The organism is Alkalihalobacillus sp. TS-13 (assembly GCF_019720915.1).
Taxonomy (GTDB): Bacteria; Bacillota; Bacilli; order Bacillales; family Fictibacillaceae; genus Pseudalkalibacillus.
In genome coordinates, this window is the sequence record NZ_JAHKSI010000002.1 from 393,374 (window position 1) to 415,451 (window position 22,078).

The 22,078-nt window shown below is 43.7% G+C and carries 18 protein-coding genes; 3 read left to right on the forward strand and 15 right to left on the reverse strand.

From position 1 onward, the window contains the following. Positions 1-31 precede the first annotated feature (31 nt). From ald to KOL94_RS18740, 8 genes are all read right to left on the reverse strand, one after another. On the reverse strand, positions 32-1,165 hold the full coding sequence (gene ald, locus KOL94_RS18705; RefSeq protein WP_221568167.1) for an alanine dehydrogenase: 1,134 nt from the start codon (positions 1,163-1,165) through the stop codon (positions 32-34). A 40-nt stretch (positions 1,166-1,205) separates the two neighbouring features. Then, positions 1,206-1,859 carry a GNAT family N-acetyltransferase gene (locus tag KOL94_RS18710; protein WP_221568168.1) on the reverse strand — a complete coding sequence of 218 codons (654 nt, stop codon included), beginning with the start codon at positions 1,857-1,859 and terminating at the stop codon, positions 1,206-1,208. Between the two features lie 34 nt (positions 1,860-1,893). Beyond that, a complete protein-coding gene (locus KOL94_RS18715) occupies positions 1,894-3,318 on the reverse strand; it encodes an NAD-dependent succinate-semialdehyde dehydrogenase (RefSeq protein WP_221568169.1) in 1,425 nt (474 codons plus the stop codon). Positions 3,319-3,504: 186 nt separating this feature from the next. Beyond that, positions 3,505-4,890 carry an aminotransferase family protein gene (locus KOL94_RS18720; RefSeq protein ID WP_221568170.1) on the reverse strand — a complete coding sequence of 462 codons (1,386 nt, stop codon included), beginning with the start codon at positions 4,888-4,890 and terminating at the stop codon, positions 3,505-3,507. Positions 4,891-5,380: 490 nt separating this feature from the next. Next, a complete protein-coding gene (locus KOL94_RS18725; protein ID WP_221568171.1) occupies positions 5,381-7,510 on the reverse strand; it encodes a sigma 54-interacting transcriptional regulator in 2,130 nt (709 codons plus the stop codon). A gap of 107 nt (positions 7,511-7,617) precedes the next feature. Continuing rightward, complete coding sequence (locus KOL94_RS18730) at positions 7,618-7,869, reverse strand: biotin/lipoyl attachment domain-containing protein (RefSeq protein ID WP_260412523.1); 252 nt, start codon at positions 7,867-7,869, stop codon at positions 7,618-7,620. 45 nt (positions 7,870-7,914) lie between these two features. After that, positions 7,915-9,363: a Na+/H+ antiporter NhaC gene (gene nhaC, locus KOL94_RS18735; protein WP_260412524.1), complete on the reverse strand. Its 1,449-nt coding sequence runs from the start codon at positions 9,361-9,363 to the stop codon at positions 7,915-7,917. Between the two features lie 341 nt (positions 9,364-9,704). Next, positions 9,705-11,429: a S8 family serine peptidase gene (locus KOL94_RS18740; protein ID WP_221568172.1), complete on the reverse strand. Its 1,725-nt coding sequence runs from the start codon at positions 11,427-11,429 to the stop codon at positions 9,705-9,707. A 267-nt stretch (positions 11,430-11,696) separates the two neighbouring features. Here KOL94_RS18740 and KOL94_RS18745 point away from each other — a divergent pair, with 267 nt between their 5' ends. Continuing rightward, positions 11,697-13,076, forward strand: a complete 1,380-nt coding sequence (locus KOL94_RS18745; protein WP_221568173.1) for a Glu/Leu/Phe/Val family dehydrogenase — start codon at positions 11,697-11,699, stop codon at positions 13,074-13,076. Between the two features lie 96 nt (positions 13,077-13,172). On the opposite strand, the gene hutG is transcribed toward KOL94_RS18745, so the two are convergent. The 4 genes from hutG to hutH are packed head-to-tail and all read right to left on the reverse strand — an operon-like array spanning position 13,173 to position 18,589. Beyond that, positions 13,173-14,123, reverse strand: coding sequence for a formimidoylglutamase (gene hutG, locus KOL94_RS18750; RefSeq protein WP_221568174.1), 951 nt, complete (start codon positions 14,121-14,123; stop codon positions 13,173-13,175). Continuing rightward, positions 14,101-15,381, reverse strand: coding sequence for an imidazolonepropionase (gene hutI / locus KOL94_RS18755; RefSeq protein WP_221568175.1), 1,281 nt, complete (start codon positions 15,379-15,381; stop codon positions 14,101-14,103). The genes hutG and hutI overlap by 23 nt, the downstream gene beginning before the upstream one ends. A 2-nt stretch (positions 15,382-15,383) precedes the next feature. Next, positions 15,384-17,075 carry a urocanate hydratase gene (hutU, locus tag KOL94_RS18760; RefSeq protein WP_221568176.1) on the reverse strand — a complete coding sequence of 564 codons (1,692 nt, stop codon included), beginning with the start codon at positions 17,073-17,075 and terminating at the stop codon, positions 15,384-15,386. Between the two features lie 8 nt (positions 17,076-17,083). After that, entirely contained in the window at positions 17,084-18,589 is a 1,506-nt protein-coding gene (hutH, locus tag KOL94_RS18765) for a histidine ammonia-lyase (RefSeq protein WP_221568177.1), read from the reverse strand. A gap of 341 nt (positions 18,590-18,930) precedes the next feature. On the opposite strand from hutH, the gene KOL94_RS18770 reads away from it, so the two are divergent. Then, positions 18,931-19,407, forward strand: a complete 477-nt coding sequence (locus tag KOL94_RS18770; protein ID WP_221568178.1) for a hypothetical protein — start codon at positions 18,931-18,933, stop codon at positions 19,405-19,407. Positions 19,408-19,600: 193 nt separating this feature from the next. Here the strand turns inward: KOL94_RS18770 and KOL94_RS18775 are convergent, their stop codons facing one another. Both KOL94_RS18775 and KOL94_RS18780 read right to left on the reverse strand, forming a co-directional pair. Beyond that, positions 19,601-20,335, reverse strand: coding sequence for a C39 family peptidase (locus KOL94_RS18775; RefSeq protein ID WP_260412525.1), 735 nt, complete (start codon positions 20,333-20,335; stop codon positions 19,601-19,603). A 136-nt stretch (positions 20,336-20,471) separates the two neighbouring features. Then, positions 20,472-20,651 carry a hypothetical protein gene (locus KOL94_RS18780; protein WP_221568180.1) on the reverse strand — a complete coding sequence of 60 codons (180 nt, stop codon included), beginning with the start codon at positions 20,649-20,651 and terminating at the stop codon, positions 20,472-20,474. A gap of 378 nt (positions 20,652-21,029) precedes the next feature. Here KOL94_RS18780 and KOL94_RS18785 point away from each other — a divergent pair, with 378 nt between their 5' ends. Continuing rightward, complete coding sequence (locus KOL94_RS18785; protein ID WP_221568263.1) at positions 21,030-21,116, forward strand: YjcZ family sporulation protein; 87 nt, start codon at positions 21,030-21,032, stop codon at positions 21,114-21,116. 186 nt (positions 21,117-21,302) lie between these two features. On the opposite strand, the gene KOL94_RS18790 is transcribed toward KOL94_RS18785, so the two are convergent. Beyond that, positions 21,303-21,932: a hypothetical protein gene (locus KOL94_RS18790; protein ID WP_221568181.1), complete on the reverse strand. Its 630-nt coding sequence runs from the start codon at positions 21,930-21,932 to the stop codon at positions 21,303-21,305. Positions 21,933-22,078 lie beyond the last annotated feature (146 nt).

Genomic DNA, 22,078 nt, shown 5'->3' on the forward strand with positions numbered 1-22,078 from the left:
TTTTTTCTATATCTTCTGTTATTGTGATCGTTTAGACAGCCAATGTTTTTTCAGATAAAAGGGTCACAGCGGGCATGAATTCCAATCCGTGAGCATCAGCGACGGCTTGGTACGTCAATACTCCGTCCAGTGTGTTGATTCCTTTCAGAATCGACTCATTCTCAAGGCTTGCTTTCGCATACCCTTTACCCGCGATTTCCAGGGCATATGGGACTGTGACGTTGGTCAGACCGATCGTCGACGTTTTTGGCACAGCCCCTGGCATGTTCGCCACTGCATAATGAACAATACCATGCCTTTCATAGGTAGGGTGATCATGCGTCGTAATCCTGTCCACGGTTTCAAAAATGCCACCCTGGTCGATAGCGACATCCACGATAACGGCTCCGTCCTTCATCGTTTTCACCATCTCTTCCGTAACCAATTTAGGTGCTTTTGCGCCTGGGATAAGAACCGCACCAATGACAAGGTCCGACTCCGCAACAGCTTCTGCGATGTTCAGTGGGTTTGACATCAATGTATTGATTGCATTTCCAAAAATATTGTCTAGTTCACGCAATCTTTCAGGGTTGAGGTCGACAACCGTCACATCTGCCCCGAAACCGACCGCTAATTTAGCGACATTCATACCGACGACGCCACCACCGATGATGGTCACTTTGCCACGTCTGACTCCTGGTATCCCGCTCAACAAAACACCTTGACCGCCATGAGTCTTTGCAAGGAACTGGGCGCCGATCTGAGCAGCCATCCTCCCAGCGACTTCACTCATCGGCGTTAATAGTGGCAAGCTTCCATTACGTAATTGAATCGTCTCATAAGCAATGCTTACTACTTTCTTATCTAGCAGGGCTTTTGTCAAAGCAGGTTCTGCAGCCAAATGTAAATAGGTGAATAGAATTAATCCTTGACGGAAATAGTTGTACTCTTCTGGTTGCGGTTCTTTCACCTTCATTACCATTTCTTGTGCCCATGCCTCACGGGCGGTCAACACAATCTCAGCGCCTACAGACATGTATTGTTCATCTGTAAAGCCTGATCCAAGACCTGCACCTGTTTCGATATAAACTTCGTGACCGGATGAAGTTAAGTTGAATACTCCAGATGGAGCTAGTGCTACACGATTTTCGTTATTTTTTATTTCTGTCGGGATACCGATACGCATATGAATCCTCCTCATTCATCTCAACTTGAGTGCTATTGTATTATTTACTCGTGGTATACGCTTTGTTGGTCCATTCCATTGAAGTAGCATAACCTCTTGAAGCCTCGTCTTCAGGAAGATAGTTCGGAGTGACATCTTTCAGAACGAATCCATTGTTCTTCTGGAAGGTCAACACCGGATCGTAGATTTCATCATTGATGACCTTTTCTGCATACTCTTTTGCGGACATGATATCTGAATATTTATAGTAGTAAGGAATACGACCACCGATTATGATGCTCTTCAGGTTTAAATCCTTGCAAACCTGTTTTCGTGCGTCGTATAGACGCCGACCAAGCTTCAACTTCCGATAATCTTTGTGGACACTTACTTCAACGCCGTAGAGATTCAAGCCATCGGGGTTATGGTTCTTGATATACCCATTGTCGGATATCGCTGTATAGGAATGATTGTCTGCATAATCATCGAAATTGACGATGAGACTCGAACAGGATCCAACAATCTTTCCTTCATATTCCATACAGATCTGCCCCTCTGGAAAAATTTCAGCCTGACTAGCGAAATGCTCCCTTTTAAATGAGATATCAGGACCGAAGCTGTCATCAGAAAGTTCAGCCACCTCCAATACATCTTCTTGTGTAATGTTTCTGATGACGATTTCTTTTTCTAACCTGGGTAAATCAATGTTGTTCATACATCCATTCGCTCCTTTCAATAGTGGTCGAGTCTTAGTTTCCAGTGCTGATGGAGACAAATTTTTCTTCCAGATATTCCAATAAGCCGGACTTTCCACCCTCTTTGCCCATTCCGCTCTCCTTGATTCCTCCAAATGGAGCTTGAGGGACAATCGGTGCTGGATCATTGATTCCGACGATGCCATACTCCAATTCTTTCATCATGCGATGTCCTCTTCCAAGATCCTTTGTGAAGCAATATGCTGCAAGTCCATAGCTTTCATGATTTGCCCTCTCGATAATTTCCGTTTCATCTTTGAACGTGAAAATAGGTGCAACAGGTCCAAATGTTTCTTCAGTAGAGATCTTCATATCATCGTGTGCATAGTTGATGACCGTCGGTTCGTAAAAGTTTCCTATAGTGTTTTCAGAACGCCTGCCGCCGCATAACACTTTTCCGTTCCGTCTCAGTGCATCATCCACATGGCTTTCCACCTTTTCTAAAGCCTGGCTGTTGATAAGCGGACCGACATCGATTCCTTCTTCGATTCCATTTCCAACTTTCAATTTCGCGGCTGCTTCAGCAAGCTTCCCTCCGAATTCTTCAGCAATGCTTTCGGCAACATAAACCCTGTTGGTACTTATGCATGTTTGCCCTGAGTTCTTGAACTTCGTCACGAGGACACCCTGAACGGCAGCATCAAGGTCTGCATCATCAAATATGATTAATGGTGCATGCCCGCCAAGCTCCATGGACACTTTCTTGACTGTGTTCGCCGCTTTTCGGAGAAGCAATTTACCGACATTTGTTGAACCAGTGAACGTCAGCTTGCGGACATCTGGATTTTCGGTCATTTCGTCACCGATTTCCTCTGCTGGTCCGATGACTAGATTCGCTACTCCTTTCGGCAATCCAGCCTCATGAAAACATTCAAAAACTTTGATTGCTGAGAGCGGCGTTGATGGTGCTGGCTTCAGTACAACCGTACAACCCGCAGCAAGTGCCGGTCCGATTTTCCTTGTGATCATCGAAGCAGGGAAATTCCATGGAGTAATTGCAGCCGTGACCCCTACTGGTTCCCGTAAAAGCATCAAATGCTTATCAGGATGGGAAGCTGGGATGGTCTCTCCGTAAATCCGTTTCGCTTCTTCTGCATACCAATCCAGATAAGCGATTGCTCCTCCAACCTCTCTTTTGGCATCAGGTAACGGTTTCCCCATTTCCATTGTGATCGTTTTCGCGATATCATCCGCTTTATCTTTCATCTTCGCAACTACTCTCGCTAAATATTTACCACGTTTTTGACCGGTCTCTCTCTTCCATGTCTTGAACGCTTCCTTTGCACTTTCGATCGCTTCACGGGTCTCTTCACGACCGCCGGAAGCAACCGAATCAATGAGTTCTCCTGTAGCAGGGTTATATACCTCTAACGTTTCACCTGAATTTGATTTTCTCCATTCTCCATTTATATAGAGCATGTTTCATCCTCCTTGATCTTTTTTTAATTGATTTCTGCGAAATTCATTCCGGCGGGGCGATCGGCAAGCCAACTTGTGGGTTCCTTGTTGTGGGATCTTCCCTGGTTCGCTTTTCCCGCGGGAGTGTCGCCACTTTCGCTTAAAGAAATATTTCTATAGGGATGGGTCTTTTTTAATAAGTTGGATTTATCGGTATTTCTTTTCAAATACGGTAATTGATTCATCCAAAATGTTGACGATATCTTGTACTTGTTGCCTGTTGATAATCAACGGCGGTGCGATCGCTACGATGTTCCGTCCTACTTTGGAAACGAGCGGACGGAGGATCAACTTTCTTCTGAAGCATTCCTCTGTCACTTCTGTCGCTGGTAATAGGGAAGGATCAAATGGAACACCATTATCCCGATCTTCATACAATTCAAATCCTGCCAACAATCCTAATGCCCTCTCGTTCGTCACACTCGGATGCCGTTCTTTTAGATATTCGAATCCCGCCTTAAGCTCGAATTCCATGTTTTTTGCATTGGCCACAATATTGTCCCGTTCCAGAATTTCAATATTCTTCAGTGCCACTGCACAGGCGGTTGGATGTCCACTGTAGGTGAAACCGTGTGCCAGCACATCGTCATATTGAACCAGTGTATTTCGAATTTCATCCTTCAAGAGCACAGCTCCCAATTGTGAGTAACCGCTTGAGATCCCTTTGGCAACACACATCATATCCGGAACGACACCCCAGTTATCTACGCCGAACATTTCACCTGTTCGGCCAAATCCACAAATGACTTCATCTGCGATGAGTAGGATATTGAATTCGTCACAAAGCTTTCGGACTGCCTCCAGATACCCATCCGGAGGAACATGAACACCGCCGGAGCCTTGTACAGGTTCGAGGATGATAGCTGCAACTGTATCCGCACCCTCTTTTTCGATCACATCACGGATGCATCCCTCATAGTTCGAATCACTTTTATCACCTAATTCACAATTCGTGAGATGAGGTTCTGCATGATATACTTCGGTCATACCCGATCCGGAAAATGTATGAAAGGCTGGAATCGCTGTAGCAGTTTGCGCTCCAATCGTCACACCATGATAAGACTGCTTCAATGCGATGATCTTCCTCTTTTGCGGCATACCTTTCAGCGCCCAATAAAACCGGGAAAGCTTGAATGCGGTATCATTGGATTCAGATCCTCCAGATGTATAGAAAACAGCATTCAGATCACCTGGTGCCATGGTTGCTAGCTTCTCAGCCAAGCGTACTGCTGGTTCATTCGAGAAACCTGCGAAGGAAGAACTGAACGCTAATTTCGTCATCTGTTCTTTTGCCGTCTCTGCAAGCTCTTCATTGCCATGACCAAGGTTGACATTCCAGAGCATTGAAAGTCCGTCGATATACTGGGAACCCTCCGCATCGCTGACGTAGATTCCATCTCCATTTGCGAATCTGAGCTTCGGTCCATTGTCCGCGAAAAGCTTTGGATTGGTAGTAGGATGGATATAATGGCGTTTATCGAGTTCATCAAGATTAGTTGTCACAGAATCGTTCAATGTAAGTTGATTTGTCATGATTTGACCTCCTGATATAGGTGGGATTTGAATTCATCTATAAATAATGCAATAATCATGCCAACTTTAAATCCCTTGATTAAGGGGCATTTAATTCATGAAGATTCTGAAATTATGCAAATACGCATAACGCTATTAACAACTGCATGAGGTGTGGTTAACGGACACCAGGGACGTTATTTCTCCGAAAAGGCTCTGTTCTGGAGCATTAACGGACACCAGGGACGTTATTTCTCCAAAATGCACCTAAAATTATCCTCAAAATGCTAAATAAGGGCTCCTGTGTCCGTTAAAATTCTGAAACGATGTTTTTACTGAAAATAAGGGCTCTCATGTCCGTTAATTCGATCTTCAGAAAGAAAAAGGCTGGCCCAAAAAGAAAAGTGTCAGACACCTCCAACACAACATTTTGAATCAAAAACACGCTTTCTCAAAATGTTGTTAAGTTCGGAGGGAGTCAGACACTTATGGGTCAGCCCCTTTTCATTTTCTATAATTCTACTCTTTCTTGCTTCTGCAATATTTTCTGATACTTGCGGCTTACGGCTGATTGACTGATATCCAACGCTTTTGCCGCTTTGGTAGTTGTTTTGTATTTTTTCATAGCGAGTATGATCAGTTGTTCCTCCAAGTGTTCACGTGCTTCCTGGAGGGGAAGAATCCCTGTAATCATCGGTTTCACTTTCTTGGATTCACCGAACCTCAGTGACTGGTTGACGAAGTCAGCACTGATCACATGATCATCAGCGGTCACTACGAGTCTCTCGATAAGATTCTGTAGTTCCCTGATGTTACCCGGCCAATCATATACTTCTAATAGATTGAGTGCTTCTGGTGATAGATGATAGTTCTTGTCATATTTTTCGTTCAACTGCTGGATGAAATGGAAAGCCAGCAGCGGAACATCCTCCGGTCTTTCACGTAATGGAGGGATCTGGATCGGAATGACATTGATCCTGTAGAATAGATCTTCGCGGAATGCACCGTTCTCTACCATTTTTTCCAAATTACGATTCGTAGCAGCAATGATCTGCACATCGATCGGTATGGATTTAGTACTCCCGACTGGAGTGACTTCCTTTTCTTGCAGCACCCTCAACAGCTTCACCTGAAGACGTGATGGAAGTTCACTGATTTCATCAAGGAACAGAACGCCTTGATCCGCTTGTTCGAAATATCCGACTTTTCCTTTGGCATCTGCCCCTGTAAAAGCACCTTTCGTATACCCGAAGAGTTCGCTTTCGAGCAAGTCCTCTGGAATAGCTCCGCAATTGAGGGTAAGAAATGGCTTTTCTCTGCGGTTACCTTCCCGATGGATCGTTTTCGCGATCAATTCCTTGCCCACGCCTGATTCCCCTAATATGAGGACCGTTGAATCGAAATCGGCGAGTTTCTTCGTCCTGTTGATTACCTGTTCCATCTTGGAGCTGCAATAAATGATTTTATTAGAAAAATCATCCTTATTCTTCAGCTTTTCCAGCTCTTCTTTATAGTTCTTGGATAGTCGTTTCGTTTCCCTCAGTTCAGATTTCAATTTCTTCGTTTCCGTGATATCCCGTGATGCGATGATGATCCGGTGGATTCCTCCCTCTTCATTGAAGATAGGGTTCGCTACCGCCAGTACACTCTTACCTGATGGGGTCTGCTGTACGATAGAGACCTTTTTCTCTTTATCAAGTACCAGCCTTGCGACAGAAGGACTGAAAATCCCTTTCTCTTCAAATTCCAGTAGGTTCTTACCGACAAGCTCTTCCAGGTTGTCCACCCCCCAGAAATCAGGGATGAAATTCTCACTGTGACGCAGGAGCTCCCCATTTTTATTGACGACAAGAATTTCATCATACATGGTTGCCAGGATGGCATTCAGATCTGTGTTCAAGTCTTTAACATATTCGATCTCCATCGCCATTTCTTCTACCATCGGCAAGTCCTGGACAATGATGATCATACCGTCTACTTGTTTTTTTTCATTCAGTATAGGGCTGTAATCCACCAAAACGCCCATTTCATCGGTGATATGGATCTGGTTGAGCAATGTTTCTCCTGTAGAAAAAGCTTTATCGATATGCTTCTGGTTGAACGTCTCACCCGCTGGAAGGTTGATAATTTGCTGGTAGGTTGACTTGATCATTTTCAACCCAGATTCGTTACAATTGACAATCTTTTTATCGCTATCGATGACGAAGACGCCCATCGGTATAGATGAAAGCATGACTTTCAGTAGATTGATATTTTGATTATCCTGACGGAATAGTTCTACAAGGGCATCCTCTCTCCGGATGTAACCAATTAATTCATCTTCTTCGTCCTTAATCAGAGTGATATGCTCACCGAGAACCTGGAAAATGAATGGCAGGGAAATCGGCTTCCCTTGCTTCCATTCTCCTACATTCGTAATCGGGATGGCATGAACTTTGAGAATCTCTATTGACAGCTCAACATCTTTTCCTTCAGCACTGTATAGATCATCCATATAAACATAGGCATATAACTCGTCATCCTTTGAAAGGAACACAAAGGGCTGGTTTATATTCTTTAAAGACTTTTTGATTTCGTTTTCTGTGGACTTGATCGATAAGCATGTAATAGGGCTCAGTTTATTTGTGATTGTATGATTCATTCGGCTGACTCCTTCCCAAGATGACTGCATCTAAGGATACATTATATCAAATATAATCATTTTTCGGAAAATTAGGTTTTCTCCTTGTTCAACTGGCCCTTTAGGAATCAATCACTTCCACCCACAACCAGATCCTCTGCTATATAAGCCATTACCATCCCCGAGACGACTTCTTCGCCTTCGCTCACTTCCAACGATTTGACGGAACCGCTAAGACCAACTGAAATGGTTTCACGAATTCCTTCAACAGTACGGATTTTAAAAAGTGAATCCCATTCATAAATCCTTCCGTTTTCTTTTATATGAACTTCTTCAATCACCCCATTATAAGGACTTGTGATCATCTCAACATAGTTCAATTTTATCTCTCCCTTCCCTATATGAAGTAATCGTAACAATTCTTTTTAAGCTTCCGCACGCTTCTTCTCCGAAAATTCCAGATTCATTTTTGTCGATTCGGATTTTTCAGGCAAGTACTCGATCTTGAAATTGAGATATCCGTAAATGACCGCGATGATTGGGCTTAGGATACATAAAAATGCAAATGGTGCATAACTAAGGGCCGATACACCAAGTGTTGCGAACATGAAGGCCCCGCATGTATTCCAAGGTACAAGCGGTGATGTCATCGTGCCAGCATCTTCAAGCGTTCTGGATAAATTTTTCGGATGCAGGTTCCGGTCCTCGTAAGCCTTCGAATACATCCTCCCCGGCAAGATGATGGATAAATATTGATCACATGCGATGATGTTAGCAGCGATACAGGTGGCAACAGTCGTTGCAATTAAGCTTCCCGTCTTTCTTGCAAAGGACAGCAACGCTACTACAATAGCTTCCAAAATACCTGCTTTTTCTAATATTCCTCCGAAAGACATGGCAATCAGGATTAAAGCTACAGTGTACATCATACTTTCCATCCCGCCATTGTTTAGCAGGTTGTCCACTACTTCAATACCAACATCTTTCGAGAATCCATAATACATGACGTTGAGTGCATCTCCTATAGCCATGCCTTGGAATCCGATTGCAAATAAAACTCCGATGACGGCTCCAATCGTAAGACCCGGGATGGCAGGCATTTTGAAAACCATCATCACAATGACTGCTGCCGGTGCCAGCAATAACCATGGAGAAATATTAAAAATATTACCCAGTTGGTTTTGAAGAGCTTGTACTTCTGAAATACTGGATCCACTTTCAGTGAAACGCAAACCGATGAAAGTGTAAATGATCAACGAGATGAGCAGTGCAGGTATAGTCGTATACATCATATGCTTGATATGTTCAAAAAGATCGGCACCTGTGATTCCAGGGGCCATGTTTGTCGTTTCAGATAACGGGGAAACCTTATCACCAAAATAAACTCCTGAGATGACTGCACCGGCGACCATTGCCAAGTCTACTCCCAGCCCCTGGCCAATTCCCATGATGGCAATTCCAATCGTACCTGCTGCAGTCCAGGCATTCCCCGATGCCAAAGCTACAACACATGAAATGGCACAGGCAGACACAAGAAAATATTGTGGTGACAATAGATCCAATCCATAATAAATCATCGTTGGAACAATTCCGGCTGCAATCCAGGATCCAATGATCGCCCCGATAATGAGCAAAATCATGACTGCCTGTAAAGACAAACGGATCGTATTTAGGAAAGACGTTTCAATATCATTCCAGGAATGGCCCAGCCATAAAGCAACGATAGTAGCGACGACCCCGCTCAGTAACAACGGAATGTGCGGATCGAGTTCGAACCTGGAAATCCCGAAATATAAGGACACAATCATGAAAACGATCGGGATCATGGCTACTTTTAATGACGGTCTTTTAACTACCTTCTTGTTTTCGTTCAAAATAATCCCCTCTCTATATAACGTATTTTAGCCGATTTGCATATCCAGCCGGCTACACTTTAAATATGCAAGTTTCATGCCAACGCATTATTTTTTGATTTATTCGGACAATTCAGATTTCAGATAGAGGTGATTACCCACTTTTGCATAGATTATTTGTTTTTTCATAATCATTCGACACATTCTGTACTTCTTTAACCTTACATTAAAAAGGGAGGGGATTGTATGGATGATACTTCCATTCGAACCGGAAGGGGGAGTGAATTTCATAGATATCAACAAACTAACAAAGCCAATTAAAAAGATGACCTGCCGGAGCAAGCCATCTTGTGTTACTAGTCTTATTGATTTGAAGTCAGGTTCAGACCATTCGTCCCTGCGCTCAAGTCTAAGTAGTATGATCCGTCTCCAGAATATGAGGACACTTTTAACGTATATGTCCCTGTGGCAGTCGGATTGAACGTGAGAGTTTCTTGACGTTCAGTACCTTCTGCTTTTGCAACCTGTTGGCCTGATGGATTGTACAGATACACGTCAAAGTCTGGCTCACTTCCCCACCATAAAAAGCCTGGCTGCCAATCCGGGATGATCAATGTTACTGCCGCAGGGTAATCGGTATTGTCAACAGTGAATTGATACGTATCTGCTGCACCAGATCCACCTAGAGAATTCTGTTCAGCAAAATGATTAGGCTTTGCAATGTTTGTTCCTGATAGATTGCCAGCATCGCTGATTGCTGCAAAACCATCCAGGAAACCATGTCCATAATCGACGTCTATACCAGATGGTCCCCAGTCTTCTGCTGTATCAGCAATGATATTTTTCACCTGATTCGGAGTAAGTGAAGGATTCGCTTCAAGCATCAATGCAATTGTACCGGCAGTGAACGGAGTCGCCATACTGGTTCCTGAATAGGTTACATAACCACTACCGCTGTTCGCCTCTGCAGCCGTCAGGTTATACCCTGGTGCAACGACATCAGGCTTGATGCGTCCGTCAGCAGTTTCTCCACGGCTTGAAAAATAAGCCAGGAAAAAGCCGCCTTCTCCAAGGTCAGCACCAGCACCTACCGTGATGACTTTCTCTGCTGCACCTGGTGATCCGATTGTTTTTTTACTGGGTCCTGCATTCCCTGCAGCAACCGTTACTGCTAGTCCAGCATCAACTGCATTATTGACTGCCTGGGAAGTCGAATCTGTACCATCCGAGCTCGCGGATGTTCCTAGGCTCAAGCTCAATACTTCAATGCCGTAAACGTCTTTATTTTCTACTGCCCACTCGATTCCAGCTGTTACATTACTCATACTCCCACTGCCCTGGCTGTCCAATACTTTGACACCAACTAATGCAGCCCCTGGAGCCACGCCTTTATGCGTTGGGTTTCCATCTCCATCGCCAGCTACCGTACTTGCCACATGTGTTCCATGACCCTGGTCGTCATAAGGGGCCGTACGGTTATTGACAAGGTCTTTCCAACCGATGACCTTTCCTTCATCGAGATCGACGTGGCTTGCATCGATTCCTGTATCGATGACGGCTACCACCTGGTCATCCTTTGAATACGAATTGACATTTCCATCGCCATCTCCCGTCAATCCGTAATCTGCTCTAGCTTTTTCAGTACCGAACCATGTATTTGCCGTTCCATTGAACGCTTTTACAGGGGCATCATATTCAACCGATTTGACGAAAGGGATTCTTTCAAGCTGCTCGATCTGCTTTTTCGTCAAAGTGGCTGCTACACCGTTTACAGCTTTGTCGAATTTGAATTTTGTTTCGAATTTGCCGACTTTGTTCAATATCGCTTTGTGAGCCTTTTGATTAGCCATTGATTCATCGAACTGGATGATAACCTCAACCTTATCTGTAGCCTTCTTTTCTGTAAGCATTGCCTCTAGATTGTCGAAAAGTTTGTTATCGTTTTTGTTGACCATTGCGGGGGCAAAATCAGGATTTTTCGCTTGTTGGAGCTTTTTCTCTGCTTCTGCTCCACTTGCACCTCCTAAGGATGTAAATATCATACTTGTTGCTAAAACTGCTGATGCGACGACATGTTTCTTTTTCATTCCCTTTCCTCCCTCGATTTTCGTTACATTTTGGAAATTTTTTGATATTTCTGTAGTTTAATCGTATTACATTTGACCTAGGATATAATGAGGAATAAGTGGGGTTTAACCATTTTTCAAAACTATGTAAAATGTAGGATTTATTTCAATCACTCTATTTCAAGAACAGGCAGGACCCACCTATTCAGGAAAGTGTTTATCTTTTTATATGATGGGAAAAGATTGATATACTTTATATAGCCAAACATTTTATAGGAGGTTTTCTATATGGCAAGCCAGACCGGTTCAATTGTCCAGCACTCTTTAGATGCATTATTGGAGGACGAGACCTTTTTACCAGATTTGAAAGAGCAGGATCGACAACAAGCTTTCACTTCTCTTACGGCGATTCTTTCAACACCGAATCATATACATAAGTCGTTTCTACGTATTGCGTTAGAGAATGGGAAAGTGGTGCGGATCCCATCATTTCGTGTCCAACACAACAATACATTGGGCCCTTATAAAGGTGGGATCCGGTTTCATGAGTCTGTCAATGAAGATGAAGTCACGAACCTTGCTTCACTCATGACCTTGAAGAACGCCCTTCATGAAGTCCCCTTCGGCGGTGGAAAGGGCGGGGTCGTCCTTAATCCAAGAAATTATTCAGTCATAGAACTGCATCAAATCTGTAAAAAATATGTTCATTATTTCAGTGACATTTTAGGTCCGGATAAGGATATCCCAGCACCAGACATGGGGACGGGCGATCGTGAAATGGATTGGATGATGGCTGAGTATAAGAGCATCCGGCCTGGTGCGACCTACCGGGGAAGTTTTACCGGAAAAAGTATCATCAATGGTGGTTCCCTTGGAAGAAGAGAAGCAACGGGTAAAGGTGTCTATTTCACCTACCGTTACATGATGTCGGATTTCCTGAATGAAAACAGGGAATGGCTTGATGCCCAAGAGAACCCTTTTGCACAAACTGCATTGGATCAGGATGGAAAACCTTTGAAGATGGCCGTACAGGGATTCGGGAATGTCGGATCAGTTGCTGCTCTTGAGGCTTATCGATGCTCATATTTGAATAACAAAATCGTAGCCGTTAGTGATCGGAACGTAACGTTGTATAATCCTGAAGGTCTTGATATTCCAGCACTTGTCGAATTTACCGATAAAAATGAGGGAGATCTGCCGACTACTGAAGCAGAGTTGAATGGGCTGGAAATGAAAGCGGATATCCTCGACCGAGAAAAGGTGCTCTATCTTGATGTTGATGTCTTAGTCCTGGCAGCACTCGAGGATCAGATCCATAAAGACAATGTGGAACAGGTTAAAGCGAAGATTGTCGTTGAAGGCGCCAACGCCCCTGTTACGGGTGAAGCCGATGAATATTTAGCTGACAATGGCGTCATCATTGTCCCTGATATCCTTGCAAATGCTGGAGGAGTGATTGTATCCTATTTTGAATGGCTTCAAGGCCGCGAAACACAGTTCTATAGTGAAGAGCAGGTGTACGATATGCTCTTTGAAAAAATGCAATCAACGATGGATACCATTTTGCCGCAATTTTTCGGAGATCCTTTCCCACTCAGGCAAAATTGCTACATCCACGCCGTCATGAAGCTATCTACGGTACTGTTCCGACAAGGGAAGTTGTATTGATCGGGGTACCGGAGAAAGCGATCTTTTAAACTGAGTAATTATCTTTAACTTCGAACAAAACGAAGGGAGTGATCATTTTTGATCACTCCCTTTATCTTATACCCGATGCAACATGAAAGTCAGGATGACGAATGCTGCTAATTTGCTGGTCATGTTCCGGAAATCTACCGTCGGATCAATCTCGACGATGTCCATCCCCTGGACCATCGGCTCTTTTGCGAGCATTTCGATCCCTTCTAGTAAACAATCACTCGTCATTCCTCCAGGTCCTATTGCTGGACACCCCGGTGCAAAGGCCTGGTCGAGCACATCCATATCCAACGAAACATAGATGACTTCGACCTTCTCTTTGAGTTGGTTGATAGATTGGCGTAAAATTTCCGACATGCTCTTTTCTCGTACATCATTCATCGTATGGATCGTGACACCATGTTCCTTGCCATACTCATGATAAGGCTGACTATTTGAAAAGTTGCGGATTCCGATCTGTAGCAATTGGTCCCCTTTAATAACTCCTTCTTCAATAAGCGCACGGAATGGCGTACCGTTACCAGTCCCTCCATCCTCACGATTGCGGAGATCATGATGTGCATCGAATTGGATGATTCCTACTTTCTTTCTGTTCTCGGAAAAGGCTCTGATGCTTGGATAACTGATCGAATGATCTCCACCTAATACGATTGGAACCATAAAAGGTTGATCTTTTAATATGCTTGAAAAAGTTTGATAGATTCGATCATGTGATGCAGGAATATCCGTAAGGTGCATTTCCACATCTCCGAAATCGGTGATCGTCTCCATCGCTAGGTCCTTCTCTTGTTCGATCGCATAGGTCGAGAGTGCTGAAAACATCTGCCGGATCACACCTGGGGTTTGCGAGGCACCAGAGAAACTGATCGAAGGCTTCGATAAAGGAGCTCCTAAAAGACCGATCCCGCTTACCTGGCTTTCTCCATTCCATCCACGGACGATTTCATGTGCTTTTATGACCTGAGAGTCTGTAAATCCTGCTTCTCCAGCTTTCTTAAGATACGGAAACTTTTCCAACACGCTCTCCCCTTTCAAAGAGCGTTTCCCCATTCTTCAACACTGTCCTGACATGATTCACCCCATAATGATAAGGAAGATAGAGATAGTTAGGAGCATCCCAGATCACAAGGTCTGCATTTCTTCCTTCTTCAATTTTCCCAGCCTGTTCACCACAACCAATCGCATAAGCAGCATTTACTGTTACCGCATTCCAAATTTCTTCTGGTGTCATCTTCAATTTCAATGCTGCCAGATTCATGATGAACTGCAGATTTTCGGTTGGAGAGCTTCCTGGATTGAAATCTGTCGCAAGCGCTACAGCTGCATTCGCTTGGATCATCTCTCGGGCTTTCGCGAATTCATTTTTATTCAGGTAAAAAGTTGTTCCTGGCAAAAGCACTGCAATCGTGTTTGTTTCACCTAATTTACGGATCCCCTCTTCCGATGCTCCGACTAAATGATCAGCTGATATCGCGCCGACTTCGCAGGCCATTTCAGTTCCGCCTAAAGGATCGATTTCATCAGCGTGAATTTTGACGTCAAATCCCATTTCCTTTGCTTTACGAAGATACTGTCGAGACTCTTCCACAGTAAAGACGCCTGTTTCACAGAAAATATCAACGAAGCTTGCCAGATCTTGTTCTTTTACGGTTTCCATTACTTTGATCATCTCTTCCAGAAACGCTTCAGACTTCCCTTTATATTCATTCGGAATCGCATGCGCGCCTAAATATGTTGATACGATGTCTGTCTTCTGGTTTTCCTTGATCCGTTTGATGACACGAAGTTGTTTGAGTTCTGTTTCTGCATCCAGCCCATACCCGCTTTTCGCTTCCATCGCCGTAATACCATAGCTTTGCATCCGTTCCAAATGGAAAACGGCTCTTTCATAAAGGGTTTCCTCATCCGTCTCACGAGTCGCCTTCACAGTCGATAAAATGCCCCCACCCTGTTTCAGGATTTCCAGGTATGGAACGCCCTGCTGCTTAAGGGCGAGTTCATGCTCACGTGATCCCCCGAACACAAGATGGGTGTGCGGATCGACCAAACCTGGTGATACAAGTTTCCCTTCACAATCGATCTCTTCTGCTGATTCGATAGATGGAGCCTGATCAGCTGAGCCTGCGTAGATGACCTTACCATCTTTCACGGCTACGACAGCCTTTTCGATCAACCCGATCTGTTTCATCGCTTCACCTTTACGGATCCCTTCTTCTCCTTGCATCGTCAGTAACTGACCGATATTCTTCAAAAGTAAATCTGCATTCAATGTCATGGTTATACGCCACTCCTTCCGCTTACATTACTCTTATCCAGCATCGGGATTCGGACACCCTTCTCTTTTGCTGTCTTAATTGCTAAATCATAACCTGCATCTGCATGTCTTACCACGCCCATACCAGGGTCAGACGTTAATACCCGTTCCAGTCTTTCAGAAGCTTCCTTCGTGCCGTCCGCAACGATGACCATACCAGCATGCTGTGAGTATCCCATTCCGACACCACCGCCATGATGGACAGAAACCCAGCTTGCACCATTGACTCCATTGATCAACGCGTTCAAGATCGGCCAATCGCTGATGGCATCACTACCGTCTTTCATCGCTTCCGTTTCCCTGTTCGGAGAGGCGACTGAACCGCAGTCGAGGTGGTCACGACCGATGACGATCGGAGCACTCACTTTACCGCTTTCGACCATATCATTGATGATTTTCCCAAGTTTGGCACGATCCCCGTAACCGAGCCAGCAAATGCGAGACGGAAGCCCCTGAAACGCGACTTTCTCCTGTGCCATCCTGATCCATTTGCACAAATGTTCATCATGGGCGAATTCCTTAAGAATCACTTCGTCAATAGCATAGATGTCTTCAGGATCACCTGAGAGAGCTGCCCAACGGAATGGACCTTTCCCTTCGCAGAACATCGGTCGGATGAAGGCTGGTACGAAGCCTGGGAAATCGAATGCATTTTCGTATCCTTCATCCTTTGCAACTTGACGGATATTGTTTCCGTAGTCGAAAACGACCGCCCCTGCATTTTGCAGGTCAACCATCGCTTCCACATGTTGCTTGATGCTTTCCTTTGATTTTGAGATATATGTTTCTTGGTCCCGTTTCCGTAATTCTTCGCCCTCTTCTAGAGTGACTCCAATTGGCAGATACCCATTCAAAACATCATGAGCCGAAGTCTGGTCGGTCACAAGATCTGGAATTTCGCCCCGTCTAACGAGCTCAGGTAAATTGTCTGCCGCATTTCCAAGCAAAGCGATCGAAAGCGGTTCTTTTTTCGCCATTGCTTCTTTTGCCAATTTCAATGCTTCATCAAGCGTCGCGGCTTTCGTATCACAATACCTCGTTTCAATTCTGCGCTGGATCCGATGCGGGTCACATTCGATTGTAATGACGACTCCATCATTCATCGTGACCGCAAGCGGCTGTGCACCACCCATTCCACCAAGCCCCGCAGTTACGGTCAAAGTACCAGCGAGAGTGCCACCAAAATGCTTTCTTGCTGCCTCCGCGAAGGTTTCATACGTTCCTTGTAAAATCCCCTGGGTCCCGATATAGATCCAGCTTCCGGCTGTCATTTGTCCATACATCATCAACCCTTTTTTCTCGAGATCCCGGAATGTTTCCCAGTTCGACCAGGCTGGTACAAGATTGGAGTTAGCGATCAACACGCGCGGTGCGTTTTCATGCGATTTGAATATTGCGACAGGCTTTCCGGATTGCACCATCAACGTTTCGTCGTTTTCCAGCTCCTTTAGTGATTCTACAATAGCATCAAAGCTTTCCCAGTTTCGTGCAGCTTTTCCGATCCCTCCATAAACAACGAGTTCTTCTGGTTTTTCTGCCACTTCAGGATCCAGATTATTCATCAGCATTCGCAAAGCAGCTTCCTGAACCCATCCTTTCGTATTCAATGTTGTTCCTCTAGGTGCTTTGATTTTTGTCATCTTAAAACCCTCCATTTCGGAATTTATTGTTCGATTAAAATGCCCAACCATTTGGCTTCCTTCAAATCCTGTGACAACTTTTCGATGTCTTTGGCGAAAACACGGTCTCCGGTAATACTCGGGGCGATTCCTCTCCCCCGGTCAAGTGCTTTCCGAGTCCGCTGCGCCATCCTTTCAACTCCTCTAAATTCAACCGCTTGCATCGCGCAAAACCATTCGATCGCAAGTACATTCCGCGTGTTTTGGATTACCTGGTATGCGTGGCGTGAACCGATCGTTCCCATGCTTACGTGATCTTCTTGGTTTGCAGACGAAGGAATCGAGTCCACGCTTGCTGGGTGTGCTAGCGTTTTATTTTCTGAAACAAGTGAAGCAGCCGCATATTGGAGGATCATCGCACCTGATTCCACTCCAGGATCCGCCGATAAGAACGCCGGGAGATCATTCAGCTGTGGATTGACCATCCTCTCGATCCGGCGCTCGGAAATGTTCGCAAGTTCAGCTATGGCTATGCTTAATAAATCCATGGCGATCGCAATCGGCTGTCCGTGGAAATTCCCCCCAGATATCACTTTGTTCCCATAATCAAAAATCAGGGGATTATCCGTTGCAGCATTGATTTCAATCTCTAGTTTTTCTTTTACATAGTTCAACGCCTGCCAAGTGGCGCCATGGACTTGCGGAATACATCTCAATGAATAGGCGTCCTGGACCCTCACTTCGCCTTGCTTTGTCGAAAGCTCGCTTTGTTTGATATACATCCTGATCCGCTGTGCGACACCGACCTGTTCGGGATACCCTCTCGCCTGATGGATCTCCTCTTCAAACGCATCTGTAATTCCTCTCAACCCTTCTAATGTGATTGCTGCAATCAGTTCACTTTGATAGGCAAGTTTTTCTGCCTCAAGATAAGCGACTACTCCCATGGCGGTCATCGCTTGTGTCCCGTTGATCAAGGCGAGACCTTCCTTCGCACTCAACACAAGCGGGGTCAGGTTTTCCCTTTGTAATGCTTCTTCTCCGCTCACCCTTTTTCCTTTATAAAAAGCTTCTCCTTCACCGATAAGTACAAGCGCCAAATGTGATAATGGTGCAAGATCGCCGCTTGCTCCCAGCGAGCCTTGCTGTGGAACGATTGGATGGATCCCACTATTGATGCAGTCAATCAATAAATTGATGACTTCAACACGGACCCCGGAATAGCCCTTCAATAAAGCGTTCGTCCTTAAAAGGAGCATCGCCCTGCTGACGACCTCTGGAAATGGCTCTCCCACTCCACAGGCATGACTTCTGATCAAATTGAGTTGAAGTGCTTCAACCTGTGACTGATCGATCCACACATCACTCATTTTGCCGAAGCCGGTCGTGATTCCATAGACAACTTCATTATTGGACACGATCTTTTCGACTGATTTACGGCTCACTTTAACATTCTCCATACTCTCGGCTGATGCTTGAACCTGTTCCTCTTCAAATAACACGTGATAGATTTCTTTTAATGTCAACGTATTCCCTGTTAATGTGATCATTTAATCTCCCCCTTCCTATTGCACTACCAATTTAGCGAGATAAAATCCAATCAAAAAAGCCGCTGATACGATTTTTCAATCGATCAACGGCTTCCTGCATTTTATAGGAATTTGAATTCGATGCAAAATTAAATCTCGCATTTTGGCCAACTTCTTTCATAATTTTCTTAATTCAATAATAATATTTTTAGTGTAAACGGTTTCTCGTTCCTTTGTCAATGACAAGTCGAAAATGGACAAGTTGTCTTCAGACTCTATTAATCTTCCAAACGCGTGTATAAAAAAGCTGTAAAGTGGACATTCTGTTGATACTTAAACGAAAAACCGAGGGGGAAACGGGAATGATCGAATCTCAACGCTTGCTCGTCCAATGCACGATGCTTCGTCAACCGACTTTACAAGAATCTGCCGTTGACTTTTTTGTAGGCTTTGATAGTGAAAATACACCGTATTTATTCTTACCTACTTCACATGGTGTCCTTGAAGAACATGAGCTTTATGCCGTCCCTGTATTGATGAGGAAAAAAGAGGCATCTCTGTATTTACTGGATGATACGATTTTGGCTGTCGATCTGAATGACATGATCGAGTTCCACTGCGACCTCACCTACTATTTCGGACCTGAATATAACATGTTGAAAAAATATTTGAAAAGCACCGAATATCGTTCATATGTAATGTGGAGTAATGGCATCCGCCAGGACCAGATCAACGAGCTCTTGGATTCTTACTCCGCGGCGAAATCTGAAGAACTCCGGCAGTCAATCAGGGAAAAATTAAGCCGCTATAGTGGACAAACCAGTAAAGAAATGAAATAGAAGTGATTGATTGAAAACCGCCCATGCTTTCAGGGCGGTTTTTACAAAAAAAATATATCATGGCACTACTCAAGTATCAGGAATTGATGTAAATGCTACATGAACGCGTTATAAGATACTTCCAACACGAAAACTGCATGAAAGTGCTGACATGAACACTTCAAAAAGTGACCATGAAGAATCATTCTTCTGGTCACTTATATGTGATTGCATGACGTCCCATCTGCTCCCATCCTTTTTGGAATTGGGCTTTTGGGACTTTCCGGTTTTTCATACCCGCCAAAGGATCGTTGAAATAAATATTTTGTTCATCGTAGCCAGTAATCAAAACGGAATGTTCTTTATAGGTGATTTTCATTTTTCCTTGAGGAGTCTGCCATTGGACCCAATACTTTGCTGGTACCCTTGAGAACCAGGTGTTATTAATGACCCATACAGGCTTTTCTTGTTCAACATGCTGCATGACTTCGGCAAAATCTGATCCAGTGAGATTGACCACTCGCCCTGGAAGATATCGCTCAGCTAAATCAGTGATAGGCTTTGAATATACACCTAATCCTGGTTTGTTTATATCATACATATTTCCTACAAAACCTTGATTTGGATTGCCGAAATAGGTTATACCATTTTTTCTTTGGTATGGTGTAGGATCTTTCCTGACCTCTTTTGCCAGGGTCATTTTATCAACATTTACTCCTGCATGTCGCAATAACATTGCAAGGCTGGTGACTTCACATCCTCTTGGTAATTCAGGTAACTGTTTGATTAAAGGAACCTGTAACAGGACCTTTTCTTTTTTGACTGCTTCAACAGTTTGAATTTCTTTAAATGAGGAAGTTGCCTTATTCGGTTGCTCTGAAATCGCAACGGAATGGCTGCACCCTGCAACGAACATTGCACATACGATCGCAGTGGTGATTTTCCTCATTATCATACCCCATTTTCTAGGGATGTATGATTAGGTTGACCAAGTTCATATACAAAAACCGTATGATTTTTTGGTAATTCAGGGATCTAAAACGCATATCTTGCTTATTTTTGCAAAAAATAAAAACAGCCTTTATTCAGGCTGTTTCTTCAAAGACTGATTGGTCTTTTTTATATGAGCGCATGCCATATGTAATCGAACTTACACCGATAATCGCAAGCATGAATGAAAGGATATATGGAACCGAGAAGAAAAGTGTGGATTGAGCTTCATGGATCTTTGTTGAGAAGCGAATCCCACCAGTTGAAACCGACAACGCTGACCAAAATCAGTATGATACCACTTACAATTTGCTTCATGTGTTAAGCTCCCCTTTGTAATAAATATGTTGGTATAAGCAACTATTTCCTTTTAATTTGGAAACAAAACATTTGTTGTCGAAAGGGGCGTAAAATCCTGATAACTGTTTTGCTGATACAGCACAAGTTGATTTCATACGGTCACTTCATACGGTTTTTCACACCAGACTTGTCGTATGAACCTAATATTTCGTAAAAAACGAAAAAAAATCCTTTGAAATCATAAAAATTCCATATTTGTCCTAATGCACTTGTCCATACCAAGTGAGTTAACGAGCATATTGTATTAGTGTGAGGAATCTCTCACTGGAGCAGTGTTCGAAGGGGGCATTAGCATGAGTCACTTTTACGGTACTGGATTTTCCATAATCTTAGTATTGTTCATCTTGCTAATTATTGTAGGTACAGCGTTTGTATATTAAACCTAATTGTACTTCCCCTAATCCTAAATAGTTAATTACGAACGCTTTATGTAATTACTATTACCCTTCCAATCTTGTACGGAGTAAAAAGCCACAACATCCCCCCTGTTGTGGCTTATTTTTTTGGGAAGCTTGTAATTCGCCAAAATAACCTGTGAAATACTGTACGAATCCTTTACTGAAAAATCACGCCTTCGATTTCACTTCCTCCTGAAACCACTCTGGCATCTTTCCATATTTGTTTACATAGTCGAGGTCTTCCTGTAATTCCTCAAGCATCAGTTTTACATCCTGCCGTACACCGATCGCTTGCAGCTGCAATGTTTGCCGGTCTTGATTCGTCAAATAATCCTGACAAGCTTCTGTATAAGAAAGATGAACGTCGTGTATGTACTCTTCGATTTCAAAGACCTGTTGCATTAATAGCAGCATTTCAATGCGATAACGACGAAACTCATCCTTTTTTATTTTCAAATGCTGATTTGCCGCCATCACTTCACGATCCAGCCCTTTTTTTAAAGGTTCCATCCATTCGTTCAGCCTTTCTTTTTGCTCGCGTGACAGATGAGATGTCTCTTCAAGCACATCGCCAAGCTCTTCTGTCAGTTCTTGAATTTCTGAACGTAACGATGAAACGTTTTCTTTGTTATATCGATCAACCGTACCCTTGCCTCCGAAATTCCCAAGCAGATCCTCATACCTTTGAAGCATCTTCTCTTTTTCTTCCTCTAAGTCATCTTGCTCTATCTTTAAACGTTGCAATTGTCCCTCATATTGTTTTTTCAGTTGTTTATACTTTTCTAATTCTGGATACAAAACAGACTCCTCCTTAAATTCCCGCTCCCTCATAGTATTCGAAAACAAATCGCAGTTTTCGCTACCAAGTTCCAAGTTTTCCTTAACCAATTACTATTGACCATATGACTGTAGACTAAACGTTCTATGATTTCCAATTAATTCCT

Coding starts and splice junctions, on each gene's coding strand:
- ald (WP_221568167.1), bottom strand. CDS start 1,165: ATGCGTATCGGTATCCCGACAGAAATAAAAAATAACGAAAATCGTGTA.
- KOL94_RS18770 (WP_221568178.1), top strand. CDS start 18,931: ATGATCGAATCTCAACGCTTGCTCGTCCAATGCACGATGCTTCGTCAA.
- KOL94_RS18740 (WP_221568172.1), bottom strand. CDS start 11,429: ATGAAAAAGAAACATGTCGTCGCATCAGCAGTTTTAGCAACAAGTATG.
- KOL94_RS18715 (WP_221568169.1), bottom strand. CDS start 3,318: ATGCTCTATATAAATGGAGAATGGAGAAAATCAAATTCAGGTGAAACG.
- hutH (WP_221568177.1), bottom strand. CDS start 18,589: ATGATCACATTAACAGGGAATACGTTGACATTAAAAGAAATCTATCAC.
- KOL94_RS18785 (WP_221568263.1), top strand. CDS start 21,030: ATGAGTCACTTTTACGGTACTGGATTTTCCATAATCTTAGTATTGTTC.
- KOL94_RS18775 (WP_260412525.1), bottom strand. CDS start 20,335: ATGAGGAAAATCACCACTGCGATCGTATGTGCAATGTTCGTTGCAGGG.
- KOL94_RS18745 (WP_221568173.1), top strand. CDS start 11,697: ATGGCAAGCCAGACCGGTTCAATTGTCCAGCACTCTTTAGATGCATTA.
- KOL94_RS18725 (WP_221568171.1), bottom strand. CDS start 7,510: ATGAATCATACAATCACAAATAAACTGAGCCCTATTACATGCTTATCG.
- KOL94_RS18720 (WP_221568170.1), bottom strand. CDS start 4,890: ATGACAAATCAACTTACATTGAACGATTCTGTGACAACTAATCTTGAT.
- hutU (WP_221568176.1), bottom strand. CDS start 17,075: ATGGAGGGTTTTAAGATGACAAAAATCAAAGCACCTAGAGGAACAACA.
- hutI (WP_221568175.1), bottom strand. CDS start 15,381: ATGACATTGAATGCAGATTTACTTTTGAAGAATATCGGTCAGTTACTG.
- KOL94_RS18710 (WP_221568168.1), bottom strand. CDS start 1,859: ATGAACAACATTGATTTACCCAGGTTAGAAAAAGAAATCGTCATCAGA.